This window comes from Inquilinus sp. KBS0705 (assembly GCA_005938025.2).
In the GTDB taxonomy this organism is placed as follows: domain Bacteria; phylum Bacteroidota; class Bacteroidia; order Sphingobacteriales; family Sphingobacteriaceae; genus Mucilaginibacter.
In genome coordinates, this window is sequence record VCCI02000001.1 from 542,889 (window position 1) to 568,569 (window position 25,681).

General features: G+C 42.7%; 23 protein-coding genes, 1 tRNA gene and 1 pseudogene. 16 read left to right on the forward strand and 9 right to left on the reverse strand.

Going from position 1 to position 25,681, the window contains the following annotated elements; translation table 11 throughout:
- The first annotated feature begins 19 nt into the window (after window positions 1–19).
- A complete protein-coding gene (locus tag FFF34_002445; protein TSD66282.1) occupies window positions 20–694 on the forward strand; it encodes a GNAT family N-acetyltransferase in 675 nt (224 codons plus the stop codon).
- Window positions 695–722: 28 nt separating this feature from the next.
- Here the strand turns inward: FFF34_002445 and FFF34_002450 are convergent, their stop codons facing one another.
- Complete coding sequence (locus FFF34_002450) at window positions 723–1,316, reverse strand: cupin domain-containing protein (GenBank protein ID TSD66283.1); 594 nt, start codon at window positions 1,314–1,316, stop codon at window positions 723–725.
- A gap of 327 nt (window positions 1,317–1,643) precedes the next feature.
- Between FFF34_002450 and FFF34_002455 the strand changes: the two genes are divergently transcribed.
- Window positions 1,644–2,633 (forward strand): hypothetical protein, encoded by a 990-nt coding sequence (locus FFF34_002455; GenBank protein TSD66284.1) that lies wholly within the window; start codon window positions 1,644–1,646, stop codon window positions 2,631–2,633.
- Window positions 2,634–2,817: 184 nt separating this feature from the next.
- Here the strand turns inward: FFF34_002455 and FFF34_002460 are convergent.
- From FFF34_002460 to FFF34_002470, 3 genes and pseudogenes are all read right to left on the reverse strand, one after another.
- Window positions 2,818–2,907 (reverse strand) — tRNA-Ser (locus FFF34_002460).
- A 20-nt stretch (window positions 2,908–2,927) separates the two neighbouring features.
- A pseudogene (locus FFF34_002465) lies at window positions 2,928–3,161 on the reverse strand (GIY-YIG nuclease family protein).
- Window positions 3,162–3,490: 329 nt separating this feature from the next.
- Complete coding sequence (locus tag FFF34_002470; protein ID TSD66285.1) at window positions 3,491–5,269, reverse strand: hypothetical protein; 1,779 nt, start codon at window positions 5,267–5,269, stop codon at window positions 3,491–3,493.
- A gap of 118 nt (window positions 5,270–5,387) precedes the next feature.
- On the opposite strand from FFF34_002470, the gene FFF34_002475 reads away from it, so the two are divergent.
- The 10 genes from FFF34_002475 (at window position 5,388) to adhP (ending at window position 15,185) form a co-directional block, all read left to right on the forward strand.
- Complete coding sequence (locus FFF34_002475) at window positions 5,388–7,775, forward strand: HAD-IC family P-type ATPase (protein ID TSD66286.1); 2,388 nt, start codon at window positions 5,388–5,390, stop codon at window positions 7,773–7,775.
- Entirely contained in the window at window positions 7,772–7,933 is a 162-nt protein-coding gene (gene ccoS / locus FFF34_002480; protein TSD66287.1) for a cbb3-type cytochrome oxidase assembly protein CcoS, read from the forward strand. The genes FFF34_002475 and ccoS overlap by 4 nt, the downstream gene beginning before the upstream one ends.
- Before the next feature lie 84 nt (window positions 7,934–8,017).
- Window positions 8,018–10,141 carry a cytochrome-c oxidase, cbb3-type subunit I gene (gene ccoN / locus FFF34_002485; protein ID TSD66288.1) on the forward strand — a complete coding sequence of 708 codons (2,124 nt, stop codon included), beginning with the start codon at window positions 8,018–8,020 and terminating at the stop codon, window positions 10,139–10,141.
- Window positions 10,142–10,149: 8 nt separating this feature from the next.
- The gene (locus tag FFF34_002490; protein TSD66289.1) at window positions 10,150–10,341 is read left to right on the forward strand and encodes a hypothetical protein; all 192 of its coding nucleotides are present in this window, start codon (window positions 10,150–10,152) and stop codon (window positions 10,339–10,341) included.
- A complete protein-coding gene (locus FFF34_002495) occupies window positions 10,338–11,225 on the forward strand; it encodes a c-type cytochrome (GenBank protein TSD66290.1) in 888 nt (295 codons plus the stop codon). The genes FFF34_002490 and FFF34_002495 overlap by 4 nt, the downstream gene beginning before the upstream one ends.
- A gap of 2 nt (window positions 11,226–11,227) precedes the next feature.
- Complete coding sequence (gene ccoG / locus FFF34_002500) at window positions 11,228–12,601, forward strand: cytochrome c oxidase accessory protein CcoG (protein TSD66291.1); 1,374 nt, start codon at window positions 11,228–11,230, stop codon at window positions 12,599–12,601.
- Window positions 12,602–12,605: 4 nt separating this feature from the next.
- Complete coding sequence (locus FFF34_002505; protein ID TSD66292.1) at window positions 12,606–13,034, forward strand: nitrogen fixation protein FixH; 429 nt, start codon at window positions 12,606–12,608, stop codon at window positions 13,032–13,034.
- On the forward strand, window positions 13,024–13,707 hold the full coding sequence (locus FFF34_002510) for a sulfite exporter TauE/SafE family protein (protein ID TSD66293.1): 684 nt from the start codon (window positions 13,024–13,026) through the stop codon (window positions 13,705–13,707). The genes FFF34_002505 and FFF34_002510 overlap by 11 nt, the downstream gene beginning before the upstream one ends.
- Window positions 13,708–13,808: 101 nt before the next feature.
- Window positions 13,809–14,147: a hypothetical protein gene (locus FFF34_002515; protein TSD66294.1), complete on the forward strand. Its 339-nt coding sequence runs from the start codon at window positions 13,809–13,811 to the stop codon at window positions 14,145–14,147.
- Between the two features lie 3 nt (window positions 14,148–14,150).
- A complete protein-coding gene (gene adhP, locus FFF34_002520; GenBank protein ID TSD66295.1) occupies window positions 14,151–15,185 on the forward strand; it encodes an alcohol dehydrogenase AdhP in 1,035 nt (344 codons plus the stop codon).
- A 54-nt stretch (window positions 15,186–15,239) separates the two neighbouring features.
- On the opposite strand, the gene hemN is transcribed toward adhP, so the two are convergent.
- From hemN to FFF34_002540, 4 genes are all read right to left on the reverse strand, one after another.
- Window positions 15,240–16,601, reverse strand: coding sequence for an oxygen-independent coproporphyrinogen III oxidase (gene hemN, locus FFF34_002525; protein TSD66296.1), 1,362 nt, complete (start codon window positions 16,599–16,601; stop codon window positions 15,240–15,242).
- A 7-nt stretch (window positions 16,602–16,608) separates the two neighbouring features.
- The gene (locus tag FFF34_002530; GenBank protein TSD66297.1) at window positions 16,609–17,631 is read right to left on the reverse strand and encodes a 2-hydroxyacid dehydrogenase; all 1,023 of its coding nucleotides are present in this window, start codon (window positions 17,629–17,631) and stop codon (window positions 16,609–16,611) included.
- 80 nt (window positions 17,632–17,711) lie between these two features.
- Window positions 17,712–18,761: a response regulator gene (locus tag FFF34_002535; GenBank protein TSD66298.1), complete on the reverse strand. Its 1,050-nt coding sequence runs from the start codon at window positions 18,759–18,761 to the stop codon at window positions 17,712–17,714.
- The gene (locus FFF34_002540; GenBank protein TSD66299.1) at window positions 18,758–19,945 is read right to left on the reverse strand and encodes a PAS domain S-box protein; all 1,188 of its coding nucleotides are present in this window, start codon (window positions 19,943–19,945) and stop codon (window positions 18,758–18,760) included. The genes FFF34_002535 and FFF34_002540 overlap by 4 nt, the downstream gene beginning before the upstream one ends.
- Window positions 19,946–20,145: 200 nt before the next feature.
- On the opposite strand from FFF34_002540, the gene FFF34_002545 reads away from it, so the two are divergent.
- From FFF34_002545 to FFF34_002560, 4 genes are all read left to right on the forward strand, one after another.
- Complete coding sequence (locus tag FFF34_002545) at window positions 20,146–20,868, forward strand: TIGR00730 family Rossman fold protein (GenBank protein TSD66300.1); 723 nt, start codon at window positions 20,146–20,148, stop codon at window positions 20,866–20,868.
- A 233-nt stretch (window positions 20,869–21,101) separates the two neighbouring features.
- Complete coding sequence (locus tag FFF34_002550; GenBank protein TSD66301.1) at window positions 21,102–21,299, forward strand: hypothetical protein; 198 nt, start codon at window positions 21,102–21,104, stop codon at window positions 21,297–21,299.
- Between the two features lie 154 nt (window positions 21,300–21,453).
- Window positions 21,454–22,941, forward strand: coding sequence for a L,D-transpeptidase family protein (locus FFF34_002555; GenBank protein ID TSD66302.1), 1,488 nt, complete (start codon window positions 21,454–21,456; stop codon window positions 22,939–22,941).
- Between the two features lie 92 nt (window positions 22,942–23,033).
- A complete protein-coding gene (locus tag FFF34_002560) occupies window positions 23,034–23,888 on the forward strand; it encodes a universal stress protein (protein ID TSD66303.1) in 855 nt (284 codons plus the stop codon).
- Between the two features lie 875 nt (window positions 23,889–24,763).
- Here the strand turns inward: FFF34_002560 and FFF34_002565 are convergent.
- A complete protein-coding gene (locus FFF34_002565; protein TSD66304.1) occupies window positions 24,764–25,681 on the reverse strand; it encodes a restriction endonuclease in 918 nt (305 codons plus the stop codon).

Consider the following 25,681-nt stretch of genomic DNA (forward strand, 5'->3'; position numbering starts at 1 on the left):
TCGCTAATATTGTTTACTGATGAAACACGTATTAGATAACCCCATATACAACGCCCTTGTTACCGCCAATGCCCGCTTTGCCAATGGCAATGACAGGGCTGTATACTACACAACAGATGTTGCACCCTTTGCAGGTTTAAAAGAAAATACAGCAGAAGACTTTGCCGAGCTTGACCAAATATGTCCCGCAGGGAGTGTGCGCGTAATATTCACTCCCGAAGAAGTAGTGATACCGGTATCCTGGAAATTAATGCGCGAAATGGACTTGCTGCAAATGGTATACGAAGGAGAGAGACTAACTACAATAGGTGAGGGATTGGTTGATTTGGAAGAACAGCACATACCTGCCATGATAGCCTTAACCCAGCTAACCAATCCCGGCCCGTTTTTGCAACGTACTATTGATTTTGGCAACTACACCGGCATTTTTGCCGATGGAGAATTAGTGGCAATGGCCGGGCAGCGCCAGCAACCATCGCCTTATGTTGAAGTAAGTGCGGTATGCACTCATCCCAATCATTTGGGTAAGGGCTATGCCAGCATTTTGCTGCGCGAACAGGTAAGGCGAATAATGGCAGTGGCAGGCATTCCGTTTTTACATGTGCTGGCAGGTAACCAGGGAGCAATTAAGGTTTACGAGCGCCTGGGCTTTAAAACCCGCAGGGCAATGAAGGGATATGTGCTGCAAAAGTAATTGCTGTGTATAAACTGGCAGCAGACGCCTATTTAAACTTATGTTGCAGTATAGCAACTACATAAGGCGAATCTATCCTGATATCGTGATTGGTATGCAGCGGAATATCTAAGTAATCGCCGGCATTAAGGGTGAATAATTCATTGCCAACGGTGCAGGTGCAGGTACCTTCTAAAATAAAAAAGCTTTCGGCAACTACATCGTGTGTTTCTTCGGGTACATTTAAACGGGTAACCACCAGCATTTGGGCAATGTTTTCATCATGGCGTAATACTTCCATAAAAAAATCATCATAAGGCTGGGCAGGGATAAGGTGTTCTACGGCTTTTAACCAGCTTAAATAATTGGCGTATTTGTTGGTTGGTGGCAGATGGTTAATATCAATGCTATCATCAGCAAAGCCAAGGGTGGCAAATATTTTACTTTTTAAACCGGCATTGGGTGCAATTTCGTAGCCTTTGGCCAGTTGTTCAATAGTTAGTTCTATCTGGTCCAGCTCTTGTTTTATTTCGGGATGGGCCGAACGCAGTTGTTCTACCTCGTTACCGGGGCTTTGCTGAAACAGTTCGAAGCAATATTGCTCCAGGTTGCCGTTATCAATATAGGCCTTTAAATCCGTCATATTAAACAATCGGGGCTATACGAAATACCATATCATATTCGTGCTGTAAATATACCTAAAGTATTGTAAACCAATGCTAATTAATTACACCCGCAGGCTCTTAAAATTTGGAGTAATAGGGGTAGGCAAGGGTATATCTACTCTTCCATCAGGAATTACTATAACAAAATAATTAACCGATCTACTAAAAAAGGGTGTAAAGGATGGTAAAAATGTTGTGTAAACATGCATGTATAAACCTATTATTTACAATTTGGTATACAACTTACAATGTGAAGATTCCTCTTACCCTTTATTGATAACTTAGTGAGAAATCAATTACTAAACATGAAAAAAGATCAAATTAGCATGCTAATAATTTTTAGCCTTTGTGTTATTTCGTGTCAAAAGGATGCAAAACCTATCCTCAAAGACAAAGAAGAAGTAACAAATAGTCTTTCAGTTACTGCCGATGCTACGCTAGCGCCCTACACTGTGCGCACTATTGCCGGAACATTTGAGCAAACGAGTACTGTGCCACACCTTGTAAACGGCCCTTCGCTACAAGCAAAATTTTGGAAGCCGCATGGTATTACAGTAAGCGGCGACGGAAGTTTATTTGTTGCCGACTTTTTTAATAATGCAATAAGAAAGATCAGCATTGATAGTAAGGTTTATACTGCACCGCTGTCTTACAACACCCAAACCGGGGGTGGGCTAAATCCTGAAGCAGTAGGAGTTGGTGCCGATGGTACGCTTTATATCGTTTCTACAGCTTACGGCATTAGAATTTATAACAAGGACAAAGGGATTGATATTTACAGTCGTATTGGGAATGCAGATTCAAACTTAGATATCGAGAGGGATAGTAACGGCACCATGTGGTTTGTAAACGATAACAGCCTGGGCAAAATCAAGGGTGTAACCATTCAACGGAATGTCGTCAACTTCTCGGACTATCTTGATCAGTACGAAACATTAAGAGGTATTGGAATTGGCCCTAATGGAGTTAAATATGTTAGCACAGCTACCAAATTATTTAAAGTTACTCAAGACGGTAAAATAACCAGATTGTTTCCAGGTACCAATTTTCTGTTTATTAGCGGTATTGCAGTAACAAAAGATGGTTCTGCCATATACCTTGCAGACAGCCATTCTATTAAAAAGATTTACCAAAATACGATAATAACCATTGCCGGGCCATTGAGCCAGGCTGATGGCCGCGATGGAATTGGATTAAAAGCAGACGTTGCAGCCGCAAATATTGCCCTGGCAAATACTGAGAAATTTTTATTTGTTACTGATATAAGAAATACGATAAGAAAGATATCGCTATAAAACGTTCGCACAACTAATACTTAAACCTGGATTTGAATAGGCTGTTGCTGACATCCCTCTAAAATATAAAATCCAACTAAATGTTACATTTAATTGGATCTATATTTTATTTGATCTTATCGATCAACCCACCTTCGCGACCTACTGGCGGATTTTGTCCGCCGTAGCCCGCTACGGCGGGCGAAGGCGGAGAGGGAGGGATTCAAACCCCCGGTACCTTTAACAGTACACCTGATTTCGAATCAGGCACATTCGATCACTCTGACACCTCTCCGTATAAGTAGCTCTCCCGTATAAATGTTTTGCTGCAAACGCCCTCCCTGAGCCGGATTTAAGATATCGCTCAAATTCATAAGCTTTATATCGATCAGGAAAAGGACAGCACCACACTAATTTGAGCGGGAGATAGTTTTTAGTTGCCGGTACGTATCCTTTGGAATGTCTCGAAAATTGTTCCTTAAGATTTACTGTACAACCTGCGTAATGCTTGCCATTACTAAGTTTGAGGATGTAAACATAAAACCACATCTCTCTAAAATATAAAATCCAACTAAACATTACATTTAATTGGATCTATATTTTTTATTTGATCTTATCGATCAACCCTCCTTCGCGACCCACTGGCGGACTTTGTCCGCCGTAGCCCGCTTCGGCGGGCGAAGGCGGAGAGCTAGGGAACAAAGGCGATTACTTATATCCTCTAAATCAATGCTTTACATATCATAAAACTTCTCAGGTCACCGAATAGGTCACCCAAAAAATAGTTCAATTTTCGCTGATGCTTATGACGTAAATATCGGTAATTTCATTTAAATAAGCCAAATTTAAGTTAACTAAATTTACAAGCCAATCTTGAATTATCTATTCAAGTAAGCCTGTTTTAGCAATAGCTCTTCAAAGGCCTGTAATTGTTCTTTTGCATTATCGGGCAGTAATTGTATTTCGTTAAAAAGCGTTTTGTAATAACCAATTCCATTTAACAACTGATTTATAAATTTCGTCAGTTGATTTCGCTTTTTATCTGTTAAATTAAGCAGATTTTGCTGTATGTCTTTTCGCAGGTAATCCATATAAAGTTCAAGTTCTTTAATGAACATATGTGGCCGCGCTGCATTTTTCAGAATGTCCAACTTGCCATAAATATGGCCTACCATTTCATCCAAAGAAAATGTTCTTCTAAAATAAGCCAGGTTTGGTCCGGGACAAATGGCCACAGCAGTATTCTCCTTAGGTTTGGCAATACCGTACTTTAAATAAACCGATGAACAAAGTCCTTCGCACAAGCAAATTTTTTCGGTTATAGTGTTGAATGCGGCCTGGTGCTCGGCTTCGGGTAAACCTAAATAATCAAGTTGCTTTATTTTAAGATTTTGATATTCTCTTGATGCTGTACAAATAGGCTGATCGGTAAACTCGGTATTGCTGCACAGAAATTTTTTGGTACAGGGGCTACCCGGGCGGTCGTTTTCAATACGGCTGATCCTTTGCTGTTCGGAAGAACTGGGTTTGAAATTGTTGAATAAAATACCAAGCGGTGATGAGTTGCTTAAATAGTAATCGCTTTCGGTAGCACCGGTTAATTTAACCAATGTCTCGTCATCTACATTGGTTGCTTCGGGTACCAGCAGGAAGGGGCTGCCCCAACCGGTAGCATCTACATGGTAGTACTCTCTTAAAAAAGCGTTCTCATCGGCCGTGCCAATACCACCCTGCACACTTATCTTTTGAACAGGCGCCTTGGTGGTAAACATCCCTTTTTGGATCAGGGCGCTGCTGTATAACCCATATAGCTCATCAAGCATTTCGTTTCTGCGCGTCTTAAACTCTTCCAAAATTGGCCCAAGCAAAAAACCTTCTGTAGCAAACGCGTGCCCACCGCAGTTAAGGCCCGACTCTATCCTGAACTCGGATACCCAAAGCCCTTTTTTAGCCAAAAACTTAGCCTGTATAAAGGCCGAACGAAAATCGCTCACTTTAAGGATAACCGTTTTTTTTAACCGCTCGTTGTCATAAGGGAAAAAATCAGGAAAGTTTTCGAGGTAGCTATATAGCTTGGGGTTCATGCCTGCCGATAAGATAACGGACGATTGTAGGTCACTCATTGCGAAGCCTCTTAAAGCAGCCAAAGCGTCCGTGTTTTCGTCGCCGGTATAGTCACCGTCGGTGTTAAAGTTCATCTTATCCACCTTGGCCATAATATTTACATCGATGGCCCCCTTGGTTATTTTATTGCGCAGAATGGATTGGAATAATCGCTTTCGTTCCCCATCAGGAAATTCCTGCATCAAATCGTAGCCTTGTTTTAGCTGCGAAGCTTCGGGCAGCAGTTCAAAATAACGGCAAAGGTCAGATCCATCTGCAAATGGTTGTTGTTTTAGGCTTTCAAATTGTCGGTCAACCAGTTTTTTCACTAGGTTTAAATAGGAGGTGATCCGCTTTGCACGGTAGTCACCCTCCATCTTTTTTATTGGTATAAATGCCTCTTCGTTTTCATAGCAATGGTATTCGCGCATGCGCTCTATCAATTCATCATCAACAACAGACATAACTGATGCGATTCCGTAGCGTGCCACCTTAAGCGGCGTATCAATAGAAAAACCCAAACCTAAGACGGGGATATGGAATGTATGGCTCATGGGCCAAAAGTAAAATGATACTGCGCGTATAAAACTGATAAGTATCACATTTTACTCCAATCATCATCACTATTTATAAGCGTAAAAGCAAGGAGTTTTGAAGTATTAATATCGACAAATGACCGAAAGTATTTTTACTGAGCAAACTACCTGCTACCACTGCGGCGACGAGTGTTTAAGCACCATATATATTGTGGAGGAAAAAACCTTCTGCTGCCAGGGATGCCAAAGTGTTTACAATATACTATCTGCCAATAACCTGTGTAGCTATTATAACTTTAACGATCATCCGGGTTTAACACGCACCCGTACAGATAAGCGTTTTGATTACCTGGATGAGCCGGGCATCGTCAAGGAATTGGTTGATTATACCGACGAGAACCTAACGATGGTTACGCTTTATATTCCTCACATCCACTGTAGTTCCTGCATCTGGCTACTGGAAAAGCTGAACAATTTCAACCCTGGAATACTTTATAGCCGCATAGATTTTCTTAAAAAGCAGCTAAGCATTAGGTATGATACTAAACGGTTAAGCTTAAAACAATTGGTAGAGCTGCTTTTTGATATTGGCTATGAACCATTAATAAGCCTGCAGGATGTTATTAAGAAACAAAACGCGATTGATAAAGATAACCTTGTACAGCGTATAGCGGTTGCCGGTTTCTGCTTTGGTAACGTAATGCTGCTCAGTTTTCCTGAATATCTGGGGCTTTCATCCTTTGAGCAATCGTTTAAGCACTTTTTCGGCTGGCTGAATGTGCTGTTTTCGTTGCCGGTAGTTTTTTACAGCGGCAAGGAATACTTCGTCTCTGCATGGCAAAATGTAAAGAACAAGGTTTTAAATATAGATTTTCCCCTGGCCCTGGGGATAGCCGTATTATTTATCCGAACTGTAGTCGAAATTGTCAGTAAAGCAGGTGCCGGCTTTGCCGATACGCTTTGCGGGTTGGTGTTTTTCCTGTTGGTAGGTAAGTTTGTACAACGCAAAACCTACCATCATATCTCATTCGAGCGCGATTACCGTTCGTTTTTCCCGGTTGCAGTACAGGTGATCATTGATGGTGCTGAGAAACCGGTTCCGCTTGCCGACCTCAAAGTCGGTCAGCGGATAGCGCTGCGGCATAACGAGATCATCCCTGCCGACGCTATCTTGCTGAATGGGGAGGCGCTGATCGATTTTAGTTTTGTTACGGGCGAATCGGTACCAATAAATAAAACACTTGGCGAGATCGTTTATGCTGGCGGCCGGCAGACCAGTGAGGCCATCGAGCTGGAAGTAGTTAAGCCTGTTTCGCAAAGCTACCTTACCCAGCTTTGGAATAACGAAGCTTTTACGCGCCAACAGGATAACCGGATGCAAACGTTTAATGAAAGGGTTAGCAAATATTTTACTATTGCGTTAATGATCATAGCGTTTGGCTCGCTGATATTTTGGATGCCAAACAGCTTAAGCCGTGGATTGGGGGCCTTTACTGCTGTGCTTATAGTGGCATGCCCGTGCGCGCTGGCTTTAAGCACACCATTCACAATGTCGGAAGCGCTGAGCATTTTTGATAAAAACCTGTTTTATCTGAAAAATACCGCCGTAGTTGAGCAGCTGGCAAAGATAAATGCCATTGTTTTTGATAAAACCGGCACCATCACCACGGCAACAGATAATAATATCAACCTGTCCGGGCATTTAACGCCTCTTCAACAACAATTGATTTATAGTGCCTGTGTAAACTCAACGCACCCTTTATCGCGCATGATATGTCAATACCTGGGTCAGGTGAAGAAATTACCAGCAAGCCAATACAAAGAAATACCGGGGAAAGGAATCACCGCGCAGATAGAAAGTTACGAAGTTAAAGCAGGCAGCACACAATACATTTTTGGTCATGAAAACGATAATGGCTTAACAAGCGTGTACCTGATGATAAATGGGGTTTACCTGGGCTATTTCTCTTTCAGGCAAAACTATCGTAAAGGATTAAAGGAAATGGCTGATGAGTTGGGTGCCTGTAACACCTTCCTTATCTCCGGTGATAGCGATCATGAAAGGGAGGCGCTATTGCCTGTGTTTAAAAGCGCCGACAACATGAAATTCAGGCAGTCGCCACAAAATAAACTGGACTTTATACAATTGCTTCAGCAACTAAAAAACAAAGTGATGATGATAGGTGATGGCCTTAATGATGCCGGAGCTCTAAAGCAGAGCGATCTGGGTATCGCCGTAACCGATAACGTAAACAATTTTTCTCCGGGTTGCGATGCCATATTGGATGGGCGCTCGTTTAACAAACTTCCGGCTTTTTTAAAGTTTGCAAAAAATACCGTAACTATTATTCATTGCTCATTCCTCATCTCAGTTACGTATAATGTAATTGGGTTAAGCTATGCGGTAACCGGTAACTTGTCGCCGCTTACCGCAGCCATACTGATGCCTTTAAGCACGGCAACCATCATTTTTTTTACCACCATTGCTACCCATTTAGCAGCCAAAAAGAGGGGCCTGGCATGAATATTATTTACTTTTTAATAGGATGCAGCGTGCTATTAGCTTTCGCATTTTTAATGGCATTTTTTTGGGCGCAGCGTAGCGGCCAGAACGATGACTTGTACACACCTTCTGTACGCATTTTGCTGGATGACGATGCAGATCTGCAGGATAAAAAGTGATGGTCATCATATTTTCTCAAAACCCGCATCATTCTTAGCCTGCCCCGCGTAAGATAGTTTTACAACATAATTAACAGATACTATATGCAGCCCGAAAAATTTTACTATGATAATAAGATAGTGCGGAATTTTGGTATTGCCACCATTATATGGGGTATTATCGGAATGACAGTTGGCCTTATTGCCGCTATTCAATTATTTAAGCCCACTATGAATATGGGCAACCAGTACACCACCTTTGGCCGTATTCGCCCCCTGCACACCAACGCCGTGATCTTCGCGTTTGTTGGCAACGCCATATTCATGGGCGTTTACTATTCCTTGCAGCGGCTTTTAAAAGCACGCATGTTCAGCAACTTTTTAAGCAACGTACATTTTTGGGGCTGGCAGCTGATCATCTTATCGGCTGTTATCACCCTGCCTTTAGGGTTTACAACCTCGCACGAGTATGCCGAGCTGGAATGGCCCATTGATATTGCCATTACCCTAATATGGGTGGTTTTTGGTGTCAATATGTTTGGCACCATTTTTAAACGCCGCGAGCGGCATTTATATGTGGCCATTTGGTTTTACATAGCCACGTTTGTAACCATTGCTGTACTGCATATTGTAAATTCTTTCGAGTTGCCGGTATCGGCATTTAAAAGCTATATGGTTTATGCCGGCGTACAGGATGCGCTGGTACAATGGTGGTATGGGCATAATGCGGTTGCGTTTTTCCTGACTACTCCCTACCTGGGTATGATGTATTACTTTTTACCCAAGATGGCTAACCGGCCTATTTATTCATATAAACTGAGTATCCTGCATTTTTGGGCGCTGATATTTATTTATATATGGGCTGGTCCGCATCATTTGCTATACACCACGTTGCCAAGCTGGGCACAATCGTTAGGTATTGTGTTTTCGATTATGCTGATAGCGCCGAGCTGGGGCGGTATGATCAACGGATTGTTAACCCTGCGCGGTGCATGGGACAAAGTTCGCGATGATGTGGTACTGAAATTTATGGTGGTTGGCTTAACCGCCTACGGCATGGCCACCTTTGAAGGCCCAATGCTATCTCTTAAACAGGTAAATGGCCTTGCCCACTTTACCGATTGGATAGTGGCACACGTACACGTTGGCGCCCTCGGCTGGAACGGTTTTTTAACTTTTGCCATTTTATACTGGGTAATACCACGTATTTATAAAACACAGCTTTACTCAAACAAGATGGCTGCCTTCCACTTTTGGATAGGTACGATGGGCATATTGTTTTATGCAATACCGATGTACTGGGCAGGTTTTACCCAGGGATTGATGCTTAAAGAATTCACCCCTGAAGGGATGCTAAAGTATCCCAACTTTTTGGAAACCACGCTGCGCATAATTCCAATGCATGTTATGCGCTCTATAGGCGGAACATTTTACTTGCTGGGTGTAATTGTGATGGCTTATAACCTTGCCCGCACTATGCTGCAGGGTAAGCTGGTAGCCAACGAAGCCGCCGAATCTATGCCGTTAGAGCCGGTGAATGCTGCCACAGAAAGCGGATGGCACCGTAAGCTCGAACGCAGGCCCATCCAACTAATGGTTGCGGCGCTGATCGTGATCCTGATAGGTACGGTGATAGAACTGATGCCAACCATGACCATCTCCTCAAACGTGCCCACCATTGCCAGTGTAAAGCCTTACACCCCGCTCGAACTGCAGGGGCGGGATATCTATATCCGCGAAGGCTGTTCAAACTGCCACTCGCAAACAGTAAGGCCCTTCCGGTCAGAGACGGAGCGTTATGGGGAATACAGTAAGGCCGGTGAGTTTGTGTACGATCACCCCTTCCTTTGGGGATCCAAACGTACCGGGCCGGACCTGGCGCGTGAAGGGCAAAAATACGGCAATGCCTGGCATTATAACCACATGATGGACCCAAGGCTGATGTCGCCCGGAAGTATCATGCCAAATTATGACTGGCTGCTAACCCAAACGTTAGATACGACCACTACACGGACTAAAATAAGCGCCATGCGTACGCTGGGTGTGCCTTACGCCCCGGGATATGAAAACAAAGCCAATGCCGACTTGAACAAGCAGGCGCAAGGAATTGCAGACAATCTTGCCAAGGATAAAATAAAAGTGAAAAACGATAAAGAGATCATCGCCATTATAGCTTACCTGCAAAGGTTAGGTACTGATATTAAAGCAAACAAAACCGCTAATAAATAATAAAAACCATGTTTAAACAATTCACCGAGAACATAAACGGGCACCAGGTTTACCTGCTTAGCTCACTGGGTATATTCCTTGTATTTTTTATCGTAGTCACTATTATTTTATTGCGGTTAGGCCAAAATCATGTAGACCACATGAGCGAACTTCCGCTGAGCGATAACGAGATCGATCCATCAAAAAATATTTTACAATGAAGAGGCGGCTTTTTATAATCACAACAATCGTATTTGCAACGCAGCAAAGCTTTGCGCAGAGCGACAGCATGGTGCCGGACGATATTAAGAACTACATTGGCTATGGTGCCATTGTAACCATGCTGCTGTTGTTTTTAGGCGTTATGCTGGTTTTGTTGCGCACCTTTAGAGTGCTTACCCGTGTGATCTTAAAATCGCAGGGGTTTACCAATCAGCAGATTGAAGAGGAACTACAGCCGGTAAAAAAAGAGAAAAAGCCCAAAGGCGAGGTTTGGAACAAACTGTTATCCTTAAAGCCATTATCAGAAGAAAAGAGCCTGATCATGGAACACGAATATGATGGTATACAGGAATTGAATAACCCAACGCCGGCTTGGTTTATGGTGCTATTTTACTCCACCATCATTTTCGCGGTAGGGTATTTATTGGTTTACCACGTGTTTGATATTGGCCAGCTACAGGATGCCGAGTATAAAACGGAAATGGCCCAAGCCGAGGTGGCTAAAAAGATCTACCTGAGCAAAGCTGCTAACCAGGTAGATGAAAATACGGTTAAGCTGACGACTGATCCCGCTTTATTAGCCGAAGGTAAAACGGTATTCAAACAAACCTGCGCGCCTTGTCATGGCGACAATGCCCAGGGTGTTGTTGGCCCTAACCTAACGGATGAGTATTGGCTGCATGGTAATAAGATCAACGATATTTTTAAAACCATCAAATACGGGGTGCTTGCCAAAGGGATGCCAACGTGGGAGAAGCAGCTATCACCAAAGCAAATTGCCAGTGTGTCTAACTATATTTTATCCATACAGGGCACGCATCCGGCGGGTGCTAAAGAACCCCAGGGCGACAAAGCACCCGGCGAAAAATTAGCATCTAATTAATTATGATAGATACAGTGATAGGTGGAGTGGTGGAAGAGAAGAGACGGTGGCTGTATCCTGCTTTGCGGAAAGGAAAGCTGTATCATTGGCGATCGGCGATTAGCTATGTGTACCTGCTTTTCTTTTTCGCAGGGCCATTTTTAAGGATAGGCGGGCAGCCGTTTTTGCTGCTCAACGTTATCGAACGCAAGTTTGTCATATTAGGGCAGGTTTTCTGGCCTCAGGATATCTTCCTGTTTGTGATAGCCACCCTTGTTTTTGTCGTTTTCGTTACACTTTTTACCATTGCTTTCGGGCGGATATTTTGTGGATGGATCTGCCCGCAAACCATTTTTATGGAACTGGTTTTCCGAAAAATAGAGATCTGGATAGAAGGCGACGCCAACAAACGTCGTATACTGGATGCGGGCGAATGGACAAACGAAAAGATTGTAAAAAAGATGGCTAAGCACTTTATATTTATCTTGCTGTCTTTCCTTATCGCCAACACCTTCCTGGCCTATGTTATCGGAAGCGAAAATTTAATAAAGATCATTACCCAACCGGTTACCGCCCATGTTGTGGGCTTTATTAGTATCTGGGTATTTACGGCGGTTTTTTACGTGGTATACAGCCAGGTACGCGAGTTGGTTTGCACCGTGATATGCCCATACGGCCGTTTACAGGGTGTTTTGATAGATAAGGATACCGTTGTAGTTGCTTATGACGACGTGAGGGGCGAGCCACGCGGTAAGCTGAAAAAAGATGCGGACCAAATTTTGAAAGGTGATTGCGTGGATTGCGACCTGTGTGTGGCCGTTTGTCCTACGGGGATAGATATCAGAAAGGGAACCCAGTTAGAATGTATTAACTGTACGGCTTGTATAGATGCATGTAACCATGTAATGGACAAGATAAACAAGCCTTTAAACCTGATTGGTTACTATTCGGAGAATATGATAACGAATAACCAAAAACCATCTTTTACCTGGCGGATGGCCGGTTACAGTGCGATTATGGTATTACTGATAGGAGTATTAAGTTATTTTATATTTAGCCGCAGCGATATGGATATCACTATCATGCGTAGCGCAGGCATGCTTTACCAGGAACAGCCCGGCGGGTACATCAGCAATATTTATAACGCCGAGATCATTAATAAATCGAACGAAACAAAATTGGTAAGCATTAAAGCAACTGACCCGGCCATTAAAATAAAATACATCCAGTCGCCGGGGGCTATTGCAAAGGGTGGGTCGGTAAAAGTTGTGTTTTTTGTCATGGTGCCCGCTGCTTTTATTCATTCGCCAAAAACAACTGTCAAATTGCAATTATTAAACGGTAATAAAGTGCTCGAAACCGAAAGCACGTCATTTATAGGGCCAATAAACAATTAACGATATGAACTGGGGAAAAGGATTAGTTATAGTGATGCTGCTTTTTATAGGGTTCATAGTCAGCATGAGTTGTTATATGTTCAGCATGCCCGCTGATGATTATGATCATCAATATTACGAGAAGGGTTTGAATTTTAATCAGGACTATGCAAAAGAAAAACAGGTGGCAACAGACGATGCACAGCCGGTAATAAAGCAGGTAAATGGCGAGATTTCTATTGAATTTAAACAACCTGCTGTTGGGGAAGTAAAGCTGATTACCCCCTTGGGTAAAAGTAAAGACCTGATGTTTCCTTTAAATACAAATGGAGGCACTCAGGCACGTATACCCTTAAATAGGTTAGCGCCCGGGCGTTGGAGCATACGGATAGACTGGAAGAGCAGTGATAAGGGTTATTTATATCAACAGGATTTATATATCGATGGGAAATAATCAGGTTGCATTTTTAATAGGCCTTTTTGGCAGCGTGCATTGTGTTGGGATGTGCGGGCCGTTGGCTTTCAGCATCCCATCTAATAGAAAGCATGCGTGGTCACTAGTTACTGATAAGTTGTTGTATAACCTTGGGCGGGTGATTACCTACTCGTGTTTGGGCTTGCTTTTGGGCTATTTGGGTAAGCTATTCTGGCTCTCAGGCATGCAACAAATCATTAGCATACTGAGTGGTATGTTTATTGTAGTTCTTGGCATCGTTAGGCTTATTAAGTTTAAAAATAAGATAAGTTATGATGTTTACTTCCCATGGTTTTATAAATTGATCAATTTGGCTGTTAAGCGTAAAGCCGGCCATCTGGCCCTTGGCATGCTTAACGGCTTTCTGCCATGTGGTTTTGTTTATGTTGCGCTTTTTGGCGCCTTAAACACTACATCGCCTGCGGGTGCCGCGCAATTTATGTTTTGGTTTGGGATGGGCACTTTCCCACTTATGTTTATCGCTACGCTTAGTTTCGGCTTTCTAAGCCCATTAATACGCCGTCGGATAAATGGGATAATGCCTTACCTGATGGTATGCCTCGGCTTTTGGTTTATTTTGCGTGGTTGGGGTTTGAACATTCCTTATTTAAGCCCAGTCGTTAAAGAAGTGGGCGTTGAGGTGTGCCATTAATCTCTCTTACAGAATGTGATCAGCGTCACCTTTTTGGTGTTTCGGCATCATTCATTATAAGTGTGTAATAGGCCACTTTTGTCATAATAAAAAACATCATTATGGCAACTTTAACAAACACAGCAGCTCAGTGGAGCGAAGTTTCTTTAACCAATAACAACCTATTAACCAAAATAACAACCTGGGCCGATAAGCAAGCCCCTAACCGTACCCTTTGGTTTATGGTATCCTTAATAGCCCAGGGCGTATTGTTCCTACCAGTTCCGGCTGTTTTGCTTTATTATTTTGATGCGCCGCTTGCTGTGCTGGCGGTAACTTTAGGCCTTTTCTTTTCAAATATCATAGCAGGTATGGGCGGCGCAGGTATTCGCGTAATGCTTGGCTTTTTTGCCTTCAGTATCCTTGCACATTTATTAATGATCCTTGTATTTACTTTTTAATTTATGATACCAAAAACAATGAAAGCCGCTGTTATCCATGAATTTGGGCAGCCGCTTATAATAGAAGATGTACCGGTGCCAACCCCGGGCGATAGCCAGATCCTGGTAAAAGTGGTGGCTTGTGGCGTTTGCCATACCGACCTGCATGCCGCAAATGGCGACTGGCCTGTAAAACCGCAATTGCCACTAATACCGGGGCACGAAGCTATTGGCTATGTTGTGGCTTTGGGCACGGGCGTAAAAAATGTCGCCGTTGGCGATATAGTTGGCGCGCCCTGGCTTTACAGCGCCTGTGGCTGCTGCGAGTTCTGTATAACCGGATGGGAAACCCTTTGCGAAGAACAAAAGAACGGCGGCTACAGCGTTAACGGCGGTTTCGCTGAGTATGTAGTGGCCGATTCACGTTACGTTGCCCATTTCCCTAAGGGAATAAACTTTGCTGAAATGGCACCTATCATCTGTGCGGGTGTAACTGTTTACAAGGGGTTGAAAGAAACAGAAGTAAAACCCGGCGAATGGGTGGCCATATCAGGTGTTGGTGGTTTAGGCCACCTGGCTGTGCAATATGCCAAAGCAATGGGTATGCACGTTGCCGCGGTCGATATTGCTGACGATAAACTGGCGCTGGCCAAACAATTGGGTGCAGAGCTTACTGTGAATGCCCTAAATGAAAACCCGGGCGCGGTTTTGAAGAAAGCAACCGGTGGTATGCATGGTGTACTGGTTACTGCGGTATCGCCAATTGCTTTTGAGCAGGGGATAGGCATGTTGCGCCGCAAAGGCACCATCGCTTTAAATGGTTTACCAAAGGGCAGTTTTGATCTTCCTATATTCGACACCGTGCTTAACCGCTATACCGTTCGCGGTTCCATAGTAGGCACTCGAAAAGACATGCAGGAAGCGATTGCTTTTGCAGTAGAGGGAAAGGTAAAAGCGGACATTCACACCGCCAAATTAGAAAATATTAATAAAATTTTTGATGATATGCGTAAGGGAGATGTCACCGGCAGGGTAGTGCTGCAGATAGCAAGTGAGTAAGTTTAAATACATCAAAAGTAAAAGGCTACTCAATTGGGTAGCCTTTTTTATTTATTAGATAGCCATGCTAAATAGCTGAGTAGTTGGTTTATCGCTCCACAACCTGGCATCGAGCGCCATACAAATATTCCGCAGAAAGCGTTTGCCGGTTTCAGTGACTTTAAGTCCCCAGGAGAACAGTTCGATCATACCATCCCGTGCCAGCGGTTCCAGGCGTTCAATACCTGCAAATAAAGCCTCACAGGATTCAATATGGTGGTTCCATGTAGTTTGGCCGGTGCACATAATTTGAAGTACATGTTTACGAATAATAAGGTCATCGTTCGTTAAAATATGCCCCTTAAAAACAGGGAATTCTTCCAGTTCAATATCATTAATATAGTCTTCCAGTTTTTTCTGATTTTGAGCAAAACCGTACCAGCTATCGCTAATTGCCGATACACCAAGACCGATCATTAATTGGGTATGCTGATGGGTATAACCCATAAAGTTACGATGCAAGGTTCCCTCTAAACCTGCAGTCACTAATTCGTCTTCAGGCAGGGCAAAATGGTCCATGCCTATTTCTATATAGCCATAGTCTTTCAGAAGGCTTCGGCCAATTTCATAAAGTTTTGCTTTTGTAGGCGCATCCGGCAGATCCGCTTCTGTAAACTTGCGCTGGCCCGGCTTTATCCAGGGCACGTGGGCGTAGCTATAAAAAGCTATCCTGTCAGGCACCAATTCGCTCACTAGGTGCATGGTTTTTACCAGGCTATCAGTGGTTTGCAAAGGCAGTCCGTAAATTAAGTCGTAATTTATGGAAGTGTATCCAATTTTTCGGGCTATGTAGGTTACGTTACGCACCTGTTCTAATGTTTGGTAGCGGTTGATGATCAACTGCACGGCCGGATCAAAATCCTGTATCCCCAGGCTTAACCGCCTGAAACCAAGATCAAACAACGTTTGTAAATGTGCTTCGGTTGTGTTGCCGGGATGCGCTTCAAAGCTAAATTCGGCTTTAGGGTGGATGTTTACCCAATCTAACAAGCCTGCTATCAACTTTTGCAGGTTATACGGACTAAAAAAAGTAGGCGTGCCGCCCCCCAAATGAAGCTCTCTTATCACGGGTACATCTTCCATAATAGCCTTGTACATCTGCCATTCTTTCAAAACAGCATGGATATAGGGTTCCTCTACATGATGGTTTTTTGTGATGCGGGTGTTACAACCGCAATACGTACAAAGACTTTCACAAAAAGGTAAATGTATATAGAGACTTATCCCATCCTCAACGTTTGTTTCATAAAAGGAGGCCTTTACGGAGCGCAGCCATTGCTGGTTGCTAAAATTATCAGTATCCCAGTAAGGCATCGTGGGATAGCTGGTATAACGCGGCGCTGCTACGTTGTACTTTTCGGTGAGATGCTTATCCATAACGAAGTTAAATATGATTTGCTGTCGCTGGTACCTGGCAGCTTTTGGCACAGGCGCAGGCTTTGCCAACGCATTTGTTTTGCTGCCACAGGTCCAGGTTTTTTATAGTTTGGTCGGCTATGCCTTGCAAGGCTTCGCGAGTTAAATAGGCTTGGTGCGGGGTTATGATTACATGATCAAACTGCATCAGTTCTTTGAGCAATGGATCTTCTATTGTACCCTTTTTGTGCTCTTCAAAGAACAGGCCCTTTTCAAACTCATATACATCTAACCCTAAATAGCCAACCTTACCGGCATAAATAGCCTGTATAACATCTGTAGTTTTAATGAGCGCTCCGCGCGATGTATTGATCAGCATTACGCCGTTTTTCATTTGCGCTAAAGTAAATTCATTGATGATATGCCTGGTTCCTTCATTTAGAGGCACATGCAGCGAAATAACATCTGAGTTGGCATACAAATAAGGAAGGGTAACCTGATCTATAGCACTGGTGTGATCAGGGAAATTCAGGTCATAGCCAATTACCCTGCAACCCAATCCGTTAAAAATAGCCGCGGTTGCCAGGCCTGTATTGCCAAGGCCAATAATGCCAATGGTTTTTCCTGAAAAGTTAAAACCCATTAAGCCGTTATTAGTGAAGTTAAAATGGTGGCTATGGTCGTCGGCTTTTATCAGGTTGCGGTTTAGGGCAAAGGCCAATGCAACGGCATGCTCGGCAATGGCTTCAGGCGAATAATAGGGTACATTGGCTACTTTTATACCGCGGAGGCTGGCGGCGTCCCTGTCAATATGGTCTGTACCGGCACAGCGAGTAGCGATGTATTTTACCCCAAGGTCGGCTAATCTTTCAATTACACCTGCAGAAACATCATCGTTTGTAAAAACTATAACCGCATCCTTGCCTTCTGCATATAGAGTTGTCTCTATACTTAGCGGGTTTGATATCAGGGTTATTTCGTGCTTTTTTTGATTGGCTTTTGAAAGAAATTTCTTCTCAAACGGTTTTATACTATACGCTACTACTTTCATCCGCAATAATTATTTTTTCAAAATTATGGCAAATGGGTAATGCTATAGTTGAGCGTGGTCAGCTCCGAAAGTGACGTTCGTCAGTTTTTCATCTTAGCGATCCGTTTTTCATCGATTATGGTGATGAGGCTGCCTTTTTTTTCTATCAGGCCTTCATCCTTAAAATCTGTTAATGTGCGGCTCACGGTTTCGGTGGCCATTCCTGTCATGGCTGCGAGGTCTTCCCTGCTAATCTTAAATCCCTCAATCGCGCCGTTTTGCTTGTAAAGACGTAATAATGATTCGGCCATACGTTTACGTACGGAATTATAGGCCAGATGGAGCAATTGCTCTTCTTTATCCCTAACATCGTTGGCCAGTATGCTGATAAACTCGCGTGCCACATCCGGATATTGATTGATCAGTTCGTCAAGTTGCTCTTTTGGTATCAGGCAAAGCTGTGCGTCTTCCAGCGCGGTGGCGGTGTCGGCATATGGTTCGTTGGCTAACATGGCGTTTACACCCAGGTAATCATCGGTCGCATAAATGCCGGTCATCAGTTCCCGGCCATCCTCGGCAAGTTTCATGGTTTTGATTTTGCCGCTCAATATAATATACAGCCCGTTGCCTTTATCGCCATCGTAATAAATAACCTGGTTCTTCTTAAACTGCCTGCTCTTACGCTCAGCTACAATTCTTTTCAGTTCGGCCAATCCATTCTTTTTTGATAGCAGGTTGTTCAACCTTTCAAGCGGGTTGCTATAGAAATTTTCCTGAATCTCTTTCTTTTTTAATCGGGTTTCAATCGCACTAAGTAGTTCAATATCGTCAAAAGGTTTGGTCAGGTAATCGTCGGCGCCCATTTCCATGCCTTTCCGCAGATCAACGCGTTCAGCTTTGGCGGTTAAAAATATAAAAGGTATGGTTGCTGTTTCGGGGTTTTTGTTCAGCATATACAATACGCCATAACCGTCCAGGTCAGGCATCATAATGTCGCAGAGAATAATATCGGGTTTATGCTTATTAGCCAGGTCGACACCGGTTTTACCATTGTTTGCCTGGTATACGGTAAAATCAGCCAGTTCCAATATCTCGACAATATTTTCCCTAATGTCGGTATTATCTTCAATGATCAAAACTTGCTTGCTCATGCCTTTTTGAATGAAATGGTAAATGATGTGCCCTGGTTAACAATGCTGTTAAATTGAATGTTGCCGTTCATTAAATGGGTATAGCGGGCAACAATATTTAGCCCCAGCCCTGTGCCCGGGATATTGCCCGTATTATGCGCCCTGAAAAAGGGTTCGAAAAGATGTTTCTGATCTTTCTCAGGGATTCCGATACCGTTATCTTTAATAATCACAGTACATCCGTCCTCATCTATTTCGGTGTTAAATTCGATGAATGTGTTTTCGCCCGAGTATTTGATGGCATTGGCTATTAAATTAAATACGCAATTCTTCAGCAGGTTTTGATCCAGCTTGACCATGCTTTCCTTACCGGTATGCTGGTAAATGATATGCTGGTTTTGCTTAGCTACCATCTGCATCTCCTCTGTTATCTCTTCGGATAATTTAACGAGGTCAAATTCCGAAAAGGTTGGCTCCACCTTACCAGCCTCCAGCTTCTCGAGTGAAAGGAAATCATTTAGGATGGTTGTGAGGTTACCCACGGCATTTTTTATCTTCGCTACATGTTTGGTTATATTGTCGCTGCTAAAAGCTTGGGCATATTTATCAACAAGCGAGGCTGAAAGTTGTATGGCGCTTAACGGCGTGCGGAATTCGTGCGATGCCATGGATACGAAGCGGCTTTTTAATTGGCCCAGCTCTTTTTCTTTTTCCAGCGAAAGGCTTACTTCCTCCTTGGCGTTCTGCAAGGCCATCACCGTTTCTTTTAACGATTGGGTGCGCTCCTCGATCAGGTCTTCTAAATGTGCTGCATAATCTTTTAGTTGTTCCTCTGCTTCTTTTTGTTTGCTCAGGTCATGAATAAAGCCCGCGTATATTTTTCGGCCGGAGTAGGCGACCTCGCTTACTCCCAATCGAAATGGGAACGTAGTTTTGTCCTTACGCAAACCGGTAACTTCGCGCCCTATACCAATAATGTGAGGCACGCCGGTGTGTTGGTAACGCCTTATATACTCGTCGTGCTGGTTGCGATCCGGTGGGGGCATTAAAAACGAAACGTTTTTGCTTATAACTTCCTCCGGCGTATAGTTGAATAACGCGCATGCAGCCGGGTTGATCGTTTCTATCAATCCTCTTTCATCTATGGTGATGATCCCATCAATAGCATTTTGAATGATGGCTTTAAGTAGCGCTGCGTTTTCCATAAAACTAAGTTACCCCTTTACAACTAACATCCGCAAATATCATGACCCTGTTGCTTTAAAAATGTAATATCGTTCATATCAAAAAGTGACCTGCATCACTTTTTTAACTACAGCATGGCATAACTCATTTTTAAATGTGATGTAGGTCATCCGCTAGCAAAATTGCATTACCAACCTTTACAACCATTAAAACAAGCACAATGGCTATCACTACCGAAATACAATTTTTGGACGGTCCGCACTCCCGGTTAAAGGAGTTGAAGTTTACCATACAAACCATGGTAGATCTTATACGCGGGCTGCGCGGGTTACATTTTGTAGGACCCTGCATTACTTTTTTTGGCTCAGCTCGCTTTAAAGAAGATCACCCATACTACAAACTTACCCGCGACGCTGCTACAGCCTTTGCAAAACTTGGTTTTACCATTATAACAGGTGGTGGGCCCGGCCTGATGGAAGCAGCCAACCGCGGTGCAAAAGACGCTGGGGGCTATTCTGTAGGCTGCAATATCCAACTGCCTGTTGAGCAAAAGCCAAACCCATACCTGGACAAATGGATATACATGAGCCACTTTTTTCTAAGAAAAGTACTTTTAGTGAAATACTCATTTGCCTTTGTAGTAATGCCCGGTGGGTACGGTACGCTTGATGAATATTTTGAAGCGCTTACACTTATTCAAACCCATAAAATAAAAGACTTCCCGATCATCATTTTTGGAAAAGAATATCATAAGGAATTGATAGACCATATAGCTGTGATGAAACGTGACGGAACTATAGGAGTAGACGATGAGAAGTTTTACTTGGTTACCGATGATATAGCAGAAGCCACAGAATTGATCAGGGAGAAAAGCATTAAACAATTTGGACTTAAGCCAAAACGCAAATACAAGCCATTTAGCTGGCTATTTGAGCATAAATAAAACCAATATATATGGAAACTTTAAACGCACTATTGGCACGTTCGCTGCAGTATTACGTACTGGCCGAACACTGGGCATCTGACCTTGAATTTTTCAAGATCGAATCCGTTTTTTTTGATAAACTTATCAAAGAATATTTTATTCCCATTGGAGAGATCTCAGGGATAGAAGCTTTGTAAGGTTTAGTAGATAAAATCAGCCTGTTAAAAGAAGATGAGCAGGCCACTTGCAAGATGCTGACAGAACAATTGCAGCAACTGGAATTGATGGCTGAAGACTTTATCCCCGAAAATATTGATAGCATACAAGGTAAGCAGGTACAACTTGAATACCTTATCACCAACCTAACGCACGAATTTAGAGAAATAAAAAAGGATTTGTTTTCAGCGATCGAGCATATTATGAAAGAAAGTAAAAATCCCGTTGGATAGAAGACCCCTATATAATTATAATCAAATGTGAAGGCGCCATAAAATTTATGTGCGCCTTTTTGTTTCCCGGTGTGTCAGGTCAGCTTATTAGGTGACCGGAGTCATTATTTAACGGCCCTGCATATCAGACCTTTATATTATAAATAATACAGTTATGAAAAAGCAGATTAACATAGATGATTACCAGGGGTTTAGTTATAAAGCCAATACCTTATTGTTGGTAAGCCTGTTCCTTTTAACTTTAATGCTTGCTGTATTTACCGGTAAAGCGGCTGAGAGGCAGTTTACAACTAAAACCTGCCAAAAGGATCTTTCTGCTGAGATAGCACGTCAACTTGGCAAAGAAAGGCTGCCTTTAAATTTCCCACTATCGGTAAAGCGGTTTTATCAGCAACGGCAGTTTGACCAAAACTGGATCGTTAAAGAGACAGATGCCGGGCAAACATGGGCCGCAATGCTCATGATAGATTGCGTTTTACAATTCGGCCTAAACCATGCTGATTATCACCCAAACGAACTGTTATACAGTAAACTGCATGATATTTTAGAGCGTCCTTCCCAGGTGCCGGTCAGCCAGCAGGCGCGCTTCGAAATTATGCTCACAGATGCGATGTTATCCTTCGCTAATAACCTGCACTTTGGTAAATACAACCCACGGTACCCGGCATCAAAGATTGATAAAGGCATGTTAGCATTTGATGCCATAAACCTCATCAATAAAGCGATGCTTAATAAAGATTTCATGCTTACTGTTATTAGTGCACAGCCACAAAATAAGTTGTACCAGAACCTTCAGAGCCGCATGCATATGGTGGCCGGAGCACAACTGGGCGATTGTTATGAGTTCCCCGAGGCCGATGTACGGAAGATGGCGCTTAATATGGAACGGTTAAGGTGGGCTGCGCTGGATACCGACAATTATATTCAGATTAATGTTCCATCTTACAAACTTAATTTCTACCATAAAGGTGCAATAGATACTTTTAGGGTAGTAGTAGGTAAGCCCGGTAACTCTACGCCAACGTTAAGCAGCGCCATAAAATACTTTACAACCTCGCCAGATTTAAAAGTGCCGCAAAAAACCTTCGTAAATGAGTTGCTGCCCAAAGCAATTAAGGATAACGCCTACTTGGCCAATAATCATTTTGCTATTTATAACAAAAACGGGATGCTGATCAGCCCGAATAAAACCTACCTGCTGAAAATCAAACAGTCGCCACAGCGTTATTACGCAACAAAATCAGCCGGATGTGATAATGCCCTTGGCCGGGTAGTTTTCAGGTTTGCCAATATTTATGATATCCATTTAAATGACACGCCTGAACAAGGTTTCTTTTTTGAGAAAAACCGGGCCCTTAGCAATGGATGTATCAGGGTGCAAAACGCTGTTAAGCTTGCGGGACTTTTACTGACCAGTGATGATGCTCAAAAAAATATACCCGCAATGGAAAAAGCGATAGATAATGGAGTTAAAAAGGATTTCTTTTTGAAAAAGCCAACGCCTATTGCTGTAACCTACCTAACCTGCGAGGTTGTAGACGGCCAGCTTATTGTTTATAATGACGTATACGGTCTGGATAATAGTCTCGATATCCTTTTGTATAAAAAAGGTGATGAAACGCTGAAAATAAGCCAAAACTAATGCTTACCGGTAATAAAAAAAGAAGATATGACACTGATCATTATTTCTGACAAATTATTGCTTCAAATTTGTAGAATAAAACAATCAATAAGATGAAAACGATACTTGTACCGTCAGATTTTTCGCCGGCAGCTAATAACGCTGCCAAATATGCAGTGAACATCGCCCGGAAAGTAAAGGCGAATATTAAACTTTGTAATGCAATAAAAGTACCTGCAGAGTCTGTTTTTGCATCTCAGGTGGCTTGGCCTCTGGAAGATCTCGAACATTTAAAAGATGGATCGGGTGCCGAACTCAATTATTTGGCAGGCGTTTTAGAGAATGAGCCGATGGAAGAAAAAGGCAGTTTTCAACCCCACATCCACCATTCAACAGGAATGGGGAACGTTACGGATTATGTCAGGAACCTGGTTAGCGATGATCATATCAATCTGGTAGTAATGGGGATGTCAGGCGCTAATATGTTTTCACGATTTGTTCTTGGAAGCAACAGTCGCGACCTGATTAGAAAAGCTGATTTCCCGCTCTTATTGATACCTAAAAATCATATTTATTCGCCGATTAAAAAAATAGCGTTCGCTACTGATCTAAGTGAGACCGATATTGACGTCCTGCATTCCCTTGCCAACTTTGCCAGGTATTTTAACGCGGAAATTCTTATAAGCCACGTTCTGCAACTACCCGGACAGGATCAGAAACAAATAGATGCATTTTTAAGTGATGTTACTTGTAAAGTAGATTATCCTCATATTTATTATCGTGCCCTGCAAAGTGATAGTGTAAAGAATGGTCTGAATTGGCTAACAGAGAACGGGCAAATAGATCTGTTGATTATGGTGCATCGCCGTAATAATCTTTTTAGTAACAGCTTTACTCAAAAGCTTGCTGTCAAAAGTAAGGTGCCATTAATGGTATTGCCTGGTGAGTTTGATAAGTTTTTGATATAAGAGCATGATTTATACAAGGACCTGGTAAATCTTTATTAAGCATAAAGACCAATTGAAGGTATACCGGAGCGGGAGGGACTTGTACTTCATCCTAACAAGTTGATTCCCAAATTGAAAATGGGGCTTCGAAAATTAGGTATCTAATAGGTCACCAATAGAAAAGCGACCAGAAGACATAAATGATTTAATCATTTTACGATGATGCGCAAGAATGGTTTGCCTACAAGGGAGGCCCGGAGGGAACGTGAAAAATAACGTAACCGGTTCACTATCAATATCAATATTCTGGTTTTTAACCCTGCTCACCGGGTGCTCACCAATGGCCACTAATTGACCTTAATTATGCTACTTAATGTATTACTATAAATGTAAAGATTAATTTAGAACCGGTCAAGAGTTTTTGAGTTATATAGTTTAGCTTTTCACCTATATGCCCGTGAAAGGTAGAAAAATTACACATTTATCAGCGGTGCAACTTGCTTCGCGGTTTCGTGAAATTAATTCTCGGTGCCAGTTGTTATACAAATATGTCATAAGCTCCTATTAGAAGACCAAAATTTGAATACAGGAAGTTTATTTTATAGTGCCTTGTTGGGGTGTCACTACCGATTATTGGTCAGGTTTGACCATTTTGAAAATAACTATATAATGCAATCCCGATTTTTCAATCGGCACCGTGAGATATCTCCGTGTTTTAATGTGCTGAACGAAGTGAAGAATATCGGGTCTGGGTATCCCGGCAGCTGTTTCGGTCTTACCGAAACATGGCTTAATTGTAAACCTTTGGTGCAAAGGGAATTATGCTTAATATTTAATAAAATACTTTATTAAAACATTGCGATTCTAGGCGCAATTTTCTGAAATGATTTAATGTGTTATCCTTCGTCAAAGTAATCGCTGTCTATTCGTTTGATTTCATAGGTTCTTTGTGTAGATACTCCAAGATTATAATCGATCATCAACTGAGCCAGTTGCTCTCCGTCGATTAATACAATTTTGGTTTCATTCTTGGGCGAGTAGGCTAGCGCTTCCTTGGTAAATGAAGAGGTGGTGATAAATATTCCTTTTTTTGCACCCTGTCCAGCCAATGCACCAACAAACTTGTGCAATTCAGGCCGACCGACTACATTCGCCTTTTGCCATCGTTTTGCCTGTATATAAATTATATCAAGGCCAAGCTTATCTTCTTTGATAGTACCATCAATTCCTTCATCCCCAGTTTTACCCACCGCCTGTCCAGCATCCTTGATAGAACCACCATAGCCCATTTTTACTAACAGTTCAACAACAAGCCGCTCAAAAAATGCGGGAGACAAACTGCGTACTGTATCGATCAATTCCTGCGCTAAAGACTGCCGGGTCTTCTGATAAGCTATATCGATATTTTCCTCGGGCGTATTTTCATCAATGTCACTGAAACCCTCCACCGCTAAAGATTTAACCTCTTCACTTTTATAATTCTGAAACTCCAGGAATTCTGGGAATTGTTTTAAAAAGCCGTTGTCAATTTTAACCGGCTTTTCGGCCAGAGCTAGTCTCCCCCGTTCACTTATAATTAATATGCCCCGCGATGGCGAGGATATTAGACCTGCTTTCTTCAGGTAAGTCCGTGCCCAGCCTACTCTGTTACTAAAAACTGGCTGACCGCCACTTAATAGCTCCTGACGTTCGTTGTCACTTAAGTGCAGCGAAACCGCCAGCGCTTCAATTGTATCCTTGGTTTTATGCGGTTTGTCGTCAGCCAGGAACTGGAGTAGCGGCAACATTAAAGTTTGATAATCAGGGATGGCCAT

Excerpts from the sequence above, each read along its gene's own strand:
- adhP (TSD66295.1), top strand. The coding sequence starts at position 14,151 with ATGATACCAAAAACAATGAAAGCCGCTGTTATCCATGAATTTGGGCAG.
- FFF34_002555 (TSD66302.1), top strand. The coding sequence starts at position 21,454 with ATGAAAAAGCAGATTAACATAGATGATTACCAGGGGTTTAGTTATAAA.
- FFF34_002550 (TSD66301.1), top strand. The coding sequence starts at position 21,102 with ATGCTGACAGAACAATTGCAGCAACTGGAATTGATGGCTGAAGACTTT.
- FFF34_002470 (TSD66285.1), bottom strand. The coding sequence starts at position 5,269 with ATGAGCCATACATTCCATATCCCCGTCTTAGGTTTGGGTTTTTCTATT.
- FFF34_002545 (TSD66300.1), top strand. The coding sequence starts at position 20,146 with ATGGCTATCACTACCGAAATACAATTTTTGGACGGTCCGCACTCCCGG.
- FFF34_002445 (TSD66282.1), top strand. The coding sequence starts at position 20 with ATGAAACACGTATTAGATAACCCCATATACAACGCCCTTGTTACCGCC.
- FFF34_002530 (TSD66297.1), bottom strand. The coding sequence starts at position 17,631 with ATGAAAGTAGTAGCGTATAGTATAAAACCGTTTGAGAAGAAATTTCTT.
- hemN (TSD66296.1), bottom strand. The coding sequence starts at position 16,601 with ATGGATAAGCATCTCACCGAAAAGTACAACGTAGCAGCGCCGCGTTAT.
- ccoS (TSD66287.1), top strand. The coding sequence starts at position 7,772 with ATGAATATTATTTACTTTTTAATAGGATGCAGCGTGCTATTAGCTTTC.
- FFF34_002455 (TSD66284.1), top strand. The coding sequence starts at position 1,644 with ATGAAAAAAGATCAAATTAGCATGCTAATAATTTTTAGCCTTTGTGTT.
- FFF34_002535 (TSD66298.1), bottom strand. The coding sequence starts at position 18,761 with ATGAGCAAGCAAGTTTTGATCATTGAAGATAATACCGACATTAGGGAA.
- FFF34_002450 (TSD66283.1), bottom strand. The coding sequence starts at position 1,316 with ATGACGGATTTAAAGGCCTATATTGATAACGGCAACCTGGAGCAATAT.
- FFF34_002510 (TSD66293.1), top strand. The coding sequence starts at position 13,024 with ATGGGAAATAATCAGGTTGCATTTTTAATAGGCCTTTTTGGCAGCGTG.
- FFF34_002495 (TSD66290.1), top strand. The coding sequence starts at position 10,338 with ATGAAGAGGCGGCTTTTTATAATCACAACAATCGTATTTGCAACGCAG.
- FFF34_002515 (TSD66294.1), top strand. The coding sequence starts at position 13,809 with ATGGCAACTTTAACAAACACAGCAGCTCAGTGGAGCGAAGTTTCTTTA.
- FFF34_002490 (TSD66289.1), top strand. The coding sequence starts at position 10,150 with ATGTTTAAACAATTCACCGAGAACATAAACGGGCACCAGGTTTACCTG.
- ccoN (TSD66288.1), top strand. The coding sequence starts at position 8,018 with ATGCAGCCCGAAAAATTTTACTATGATAATAAGATAGTGCGGAATTTT.
- FFF34_002475 (TSD66286.1), top strand. The coding sequence starts at position 5,388 with ATGACCGAAAGTATTTTTACTGAGCAAACTACCTGCTACCACTGCGGC.
- FFF34_002565 (TSD66304.1), bottom strand. The coding sequence starts at position 25,681 with ATGGCCATCCCTGATTATCAAACTTTAATGTTGCCGCTACTCCAGTTC.
- FFF34_002505 (TSD66292.1), top strand. The coding sequence starts at position 12,606 with ATGAACTGGGGAAAAGGATTAGTTATAGTGATGCTGCTTTTTATAGGG.
- FFF34_002540 (TSD66299.1), bottom strand. The coding sequence starts at position 19,945 with ATGGAAAACGCAGCGCTACTTAAAGCCATCATTCAAAATGCTATTGAT.
- FFF34_002560 (TSD66303.1), top strand. The coding sequence starts at position 23,034 with ATGAAAACGATACTTGTACCGTCAGATTTTTCGCCGGCAGCTAATAAC.
- ccoG (TSD66291.1), top strand. The coding sequence starts at position 11,228 with ATGATAGATACAGTGATAGGTGGAGTGGTGGAAGAGAAGAGACGGTGG.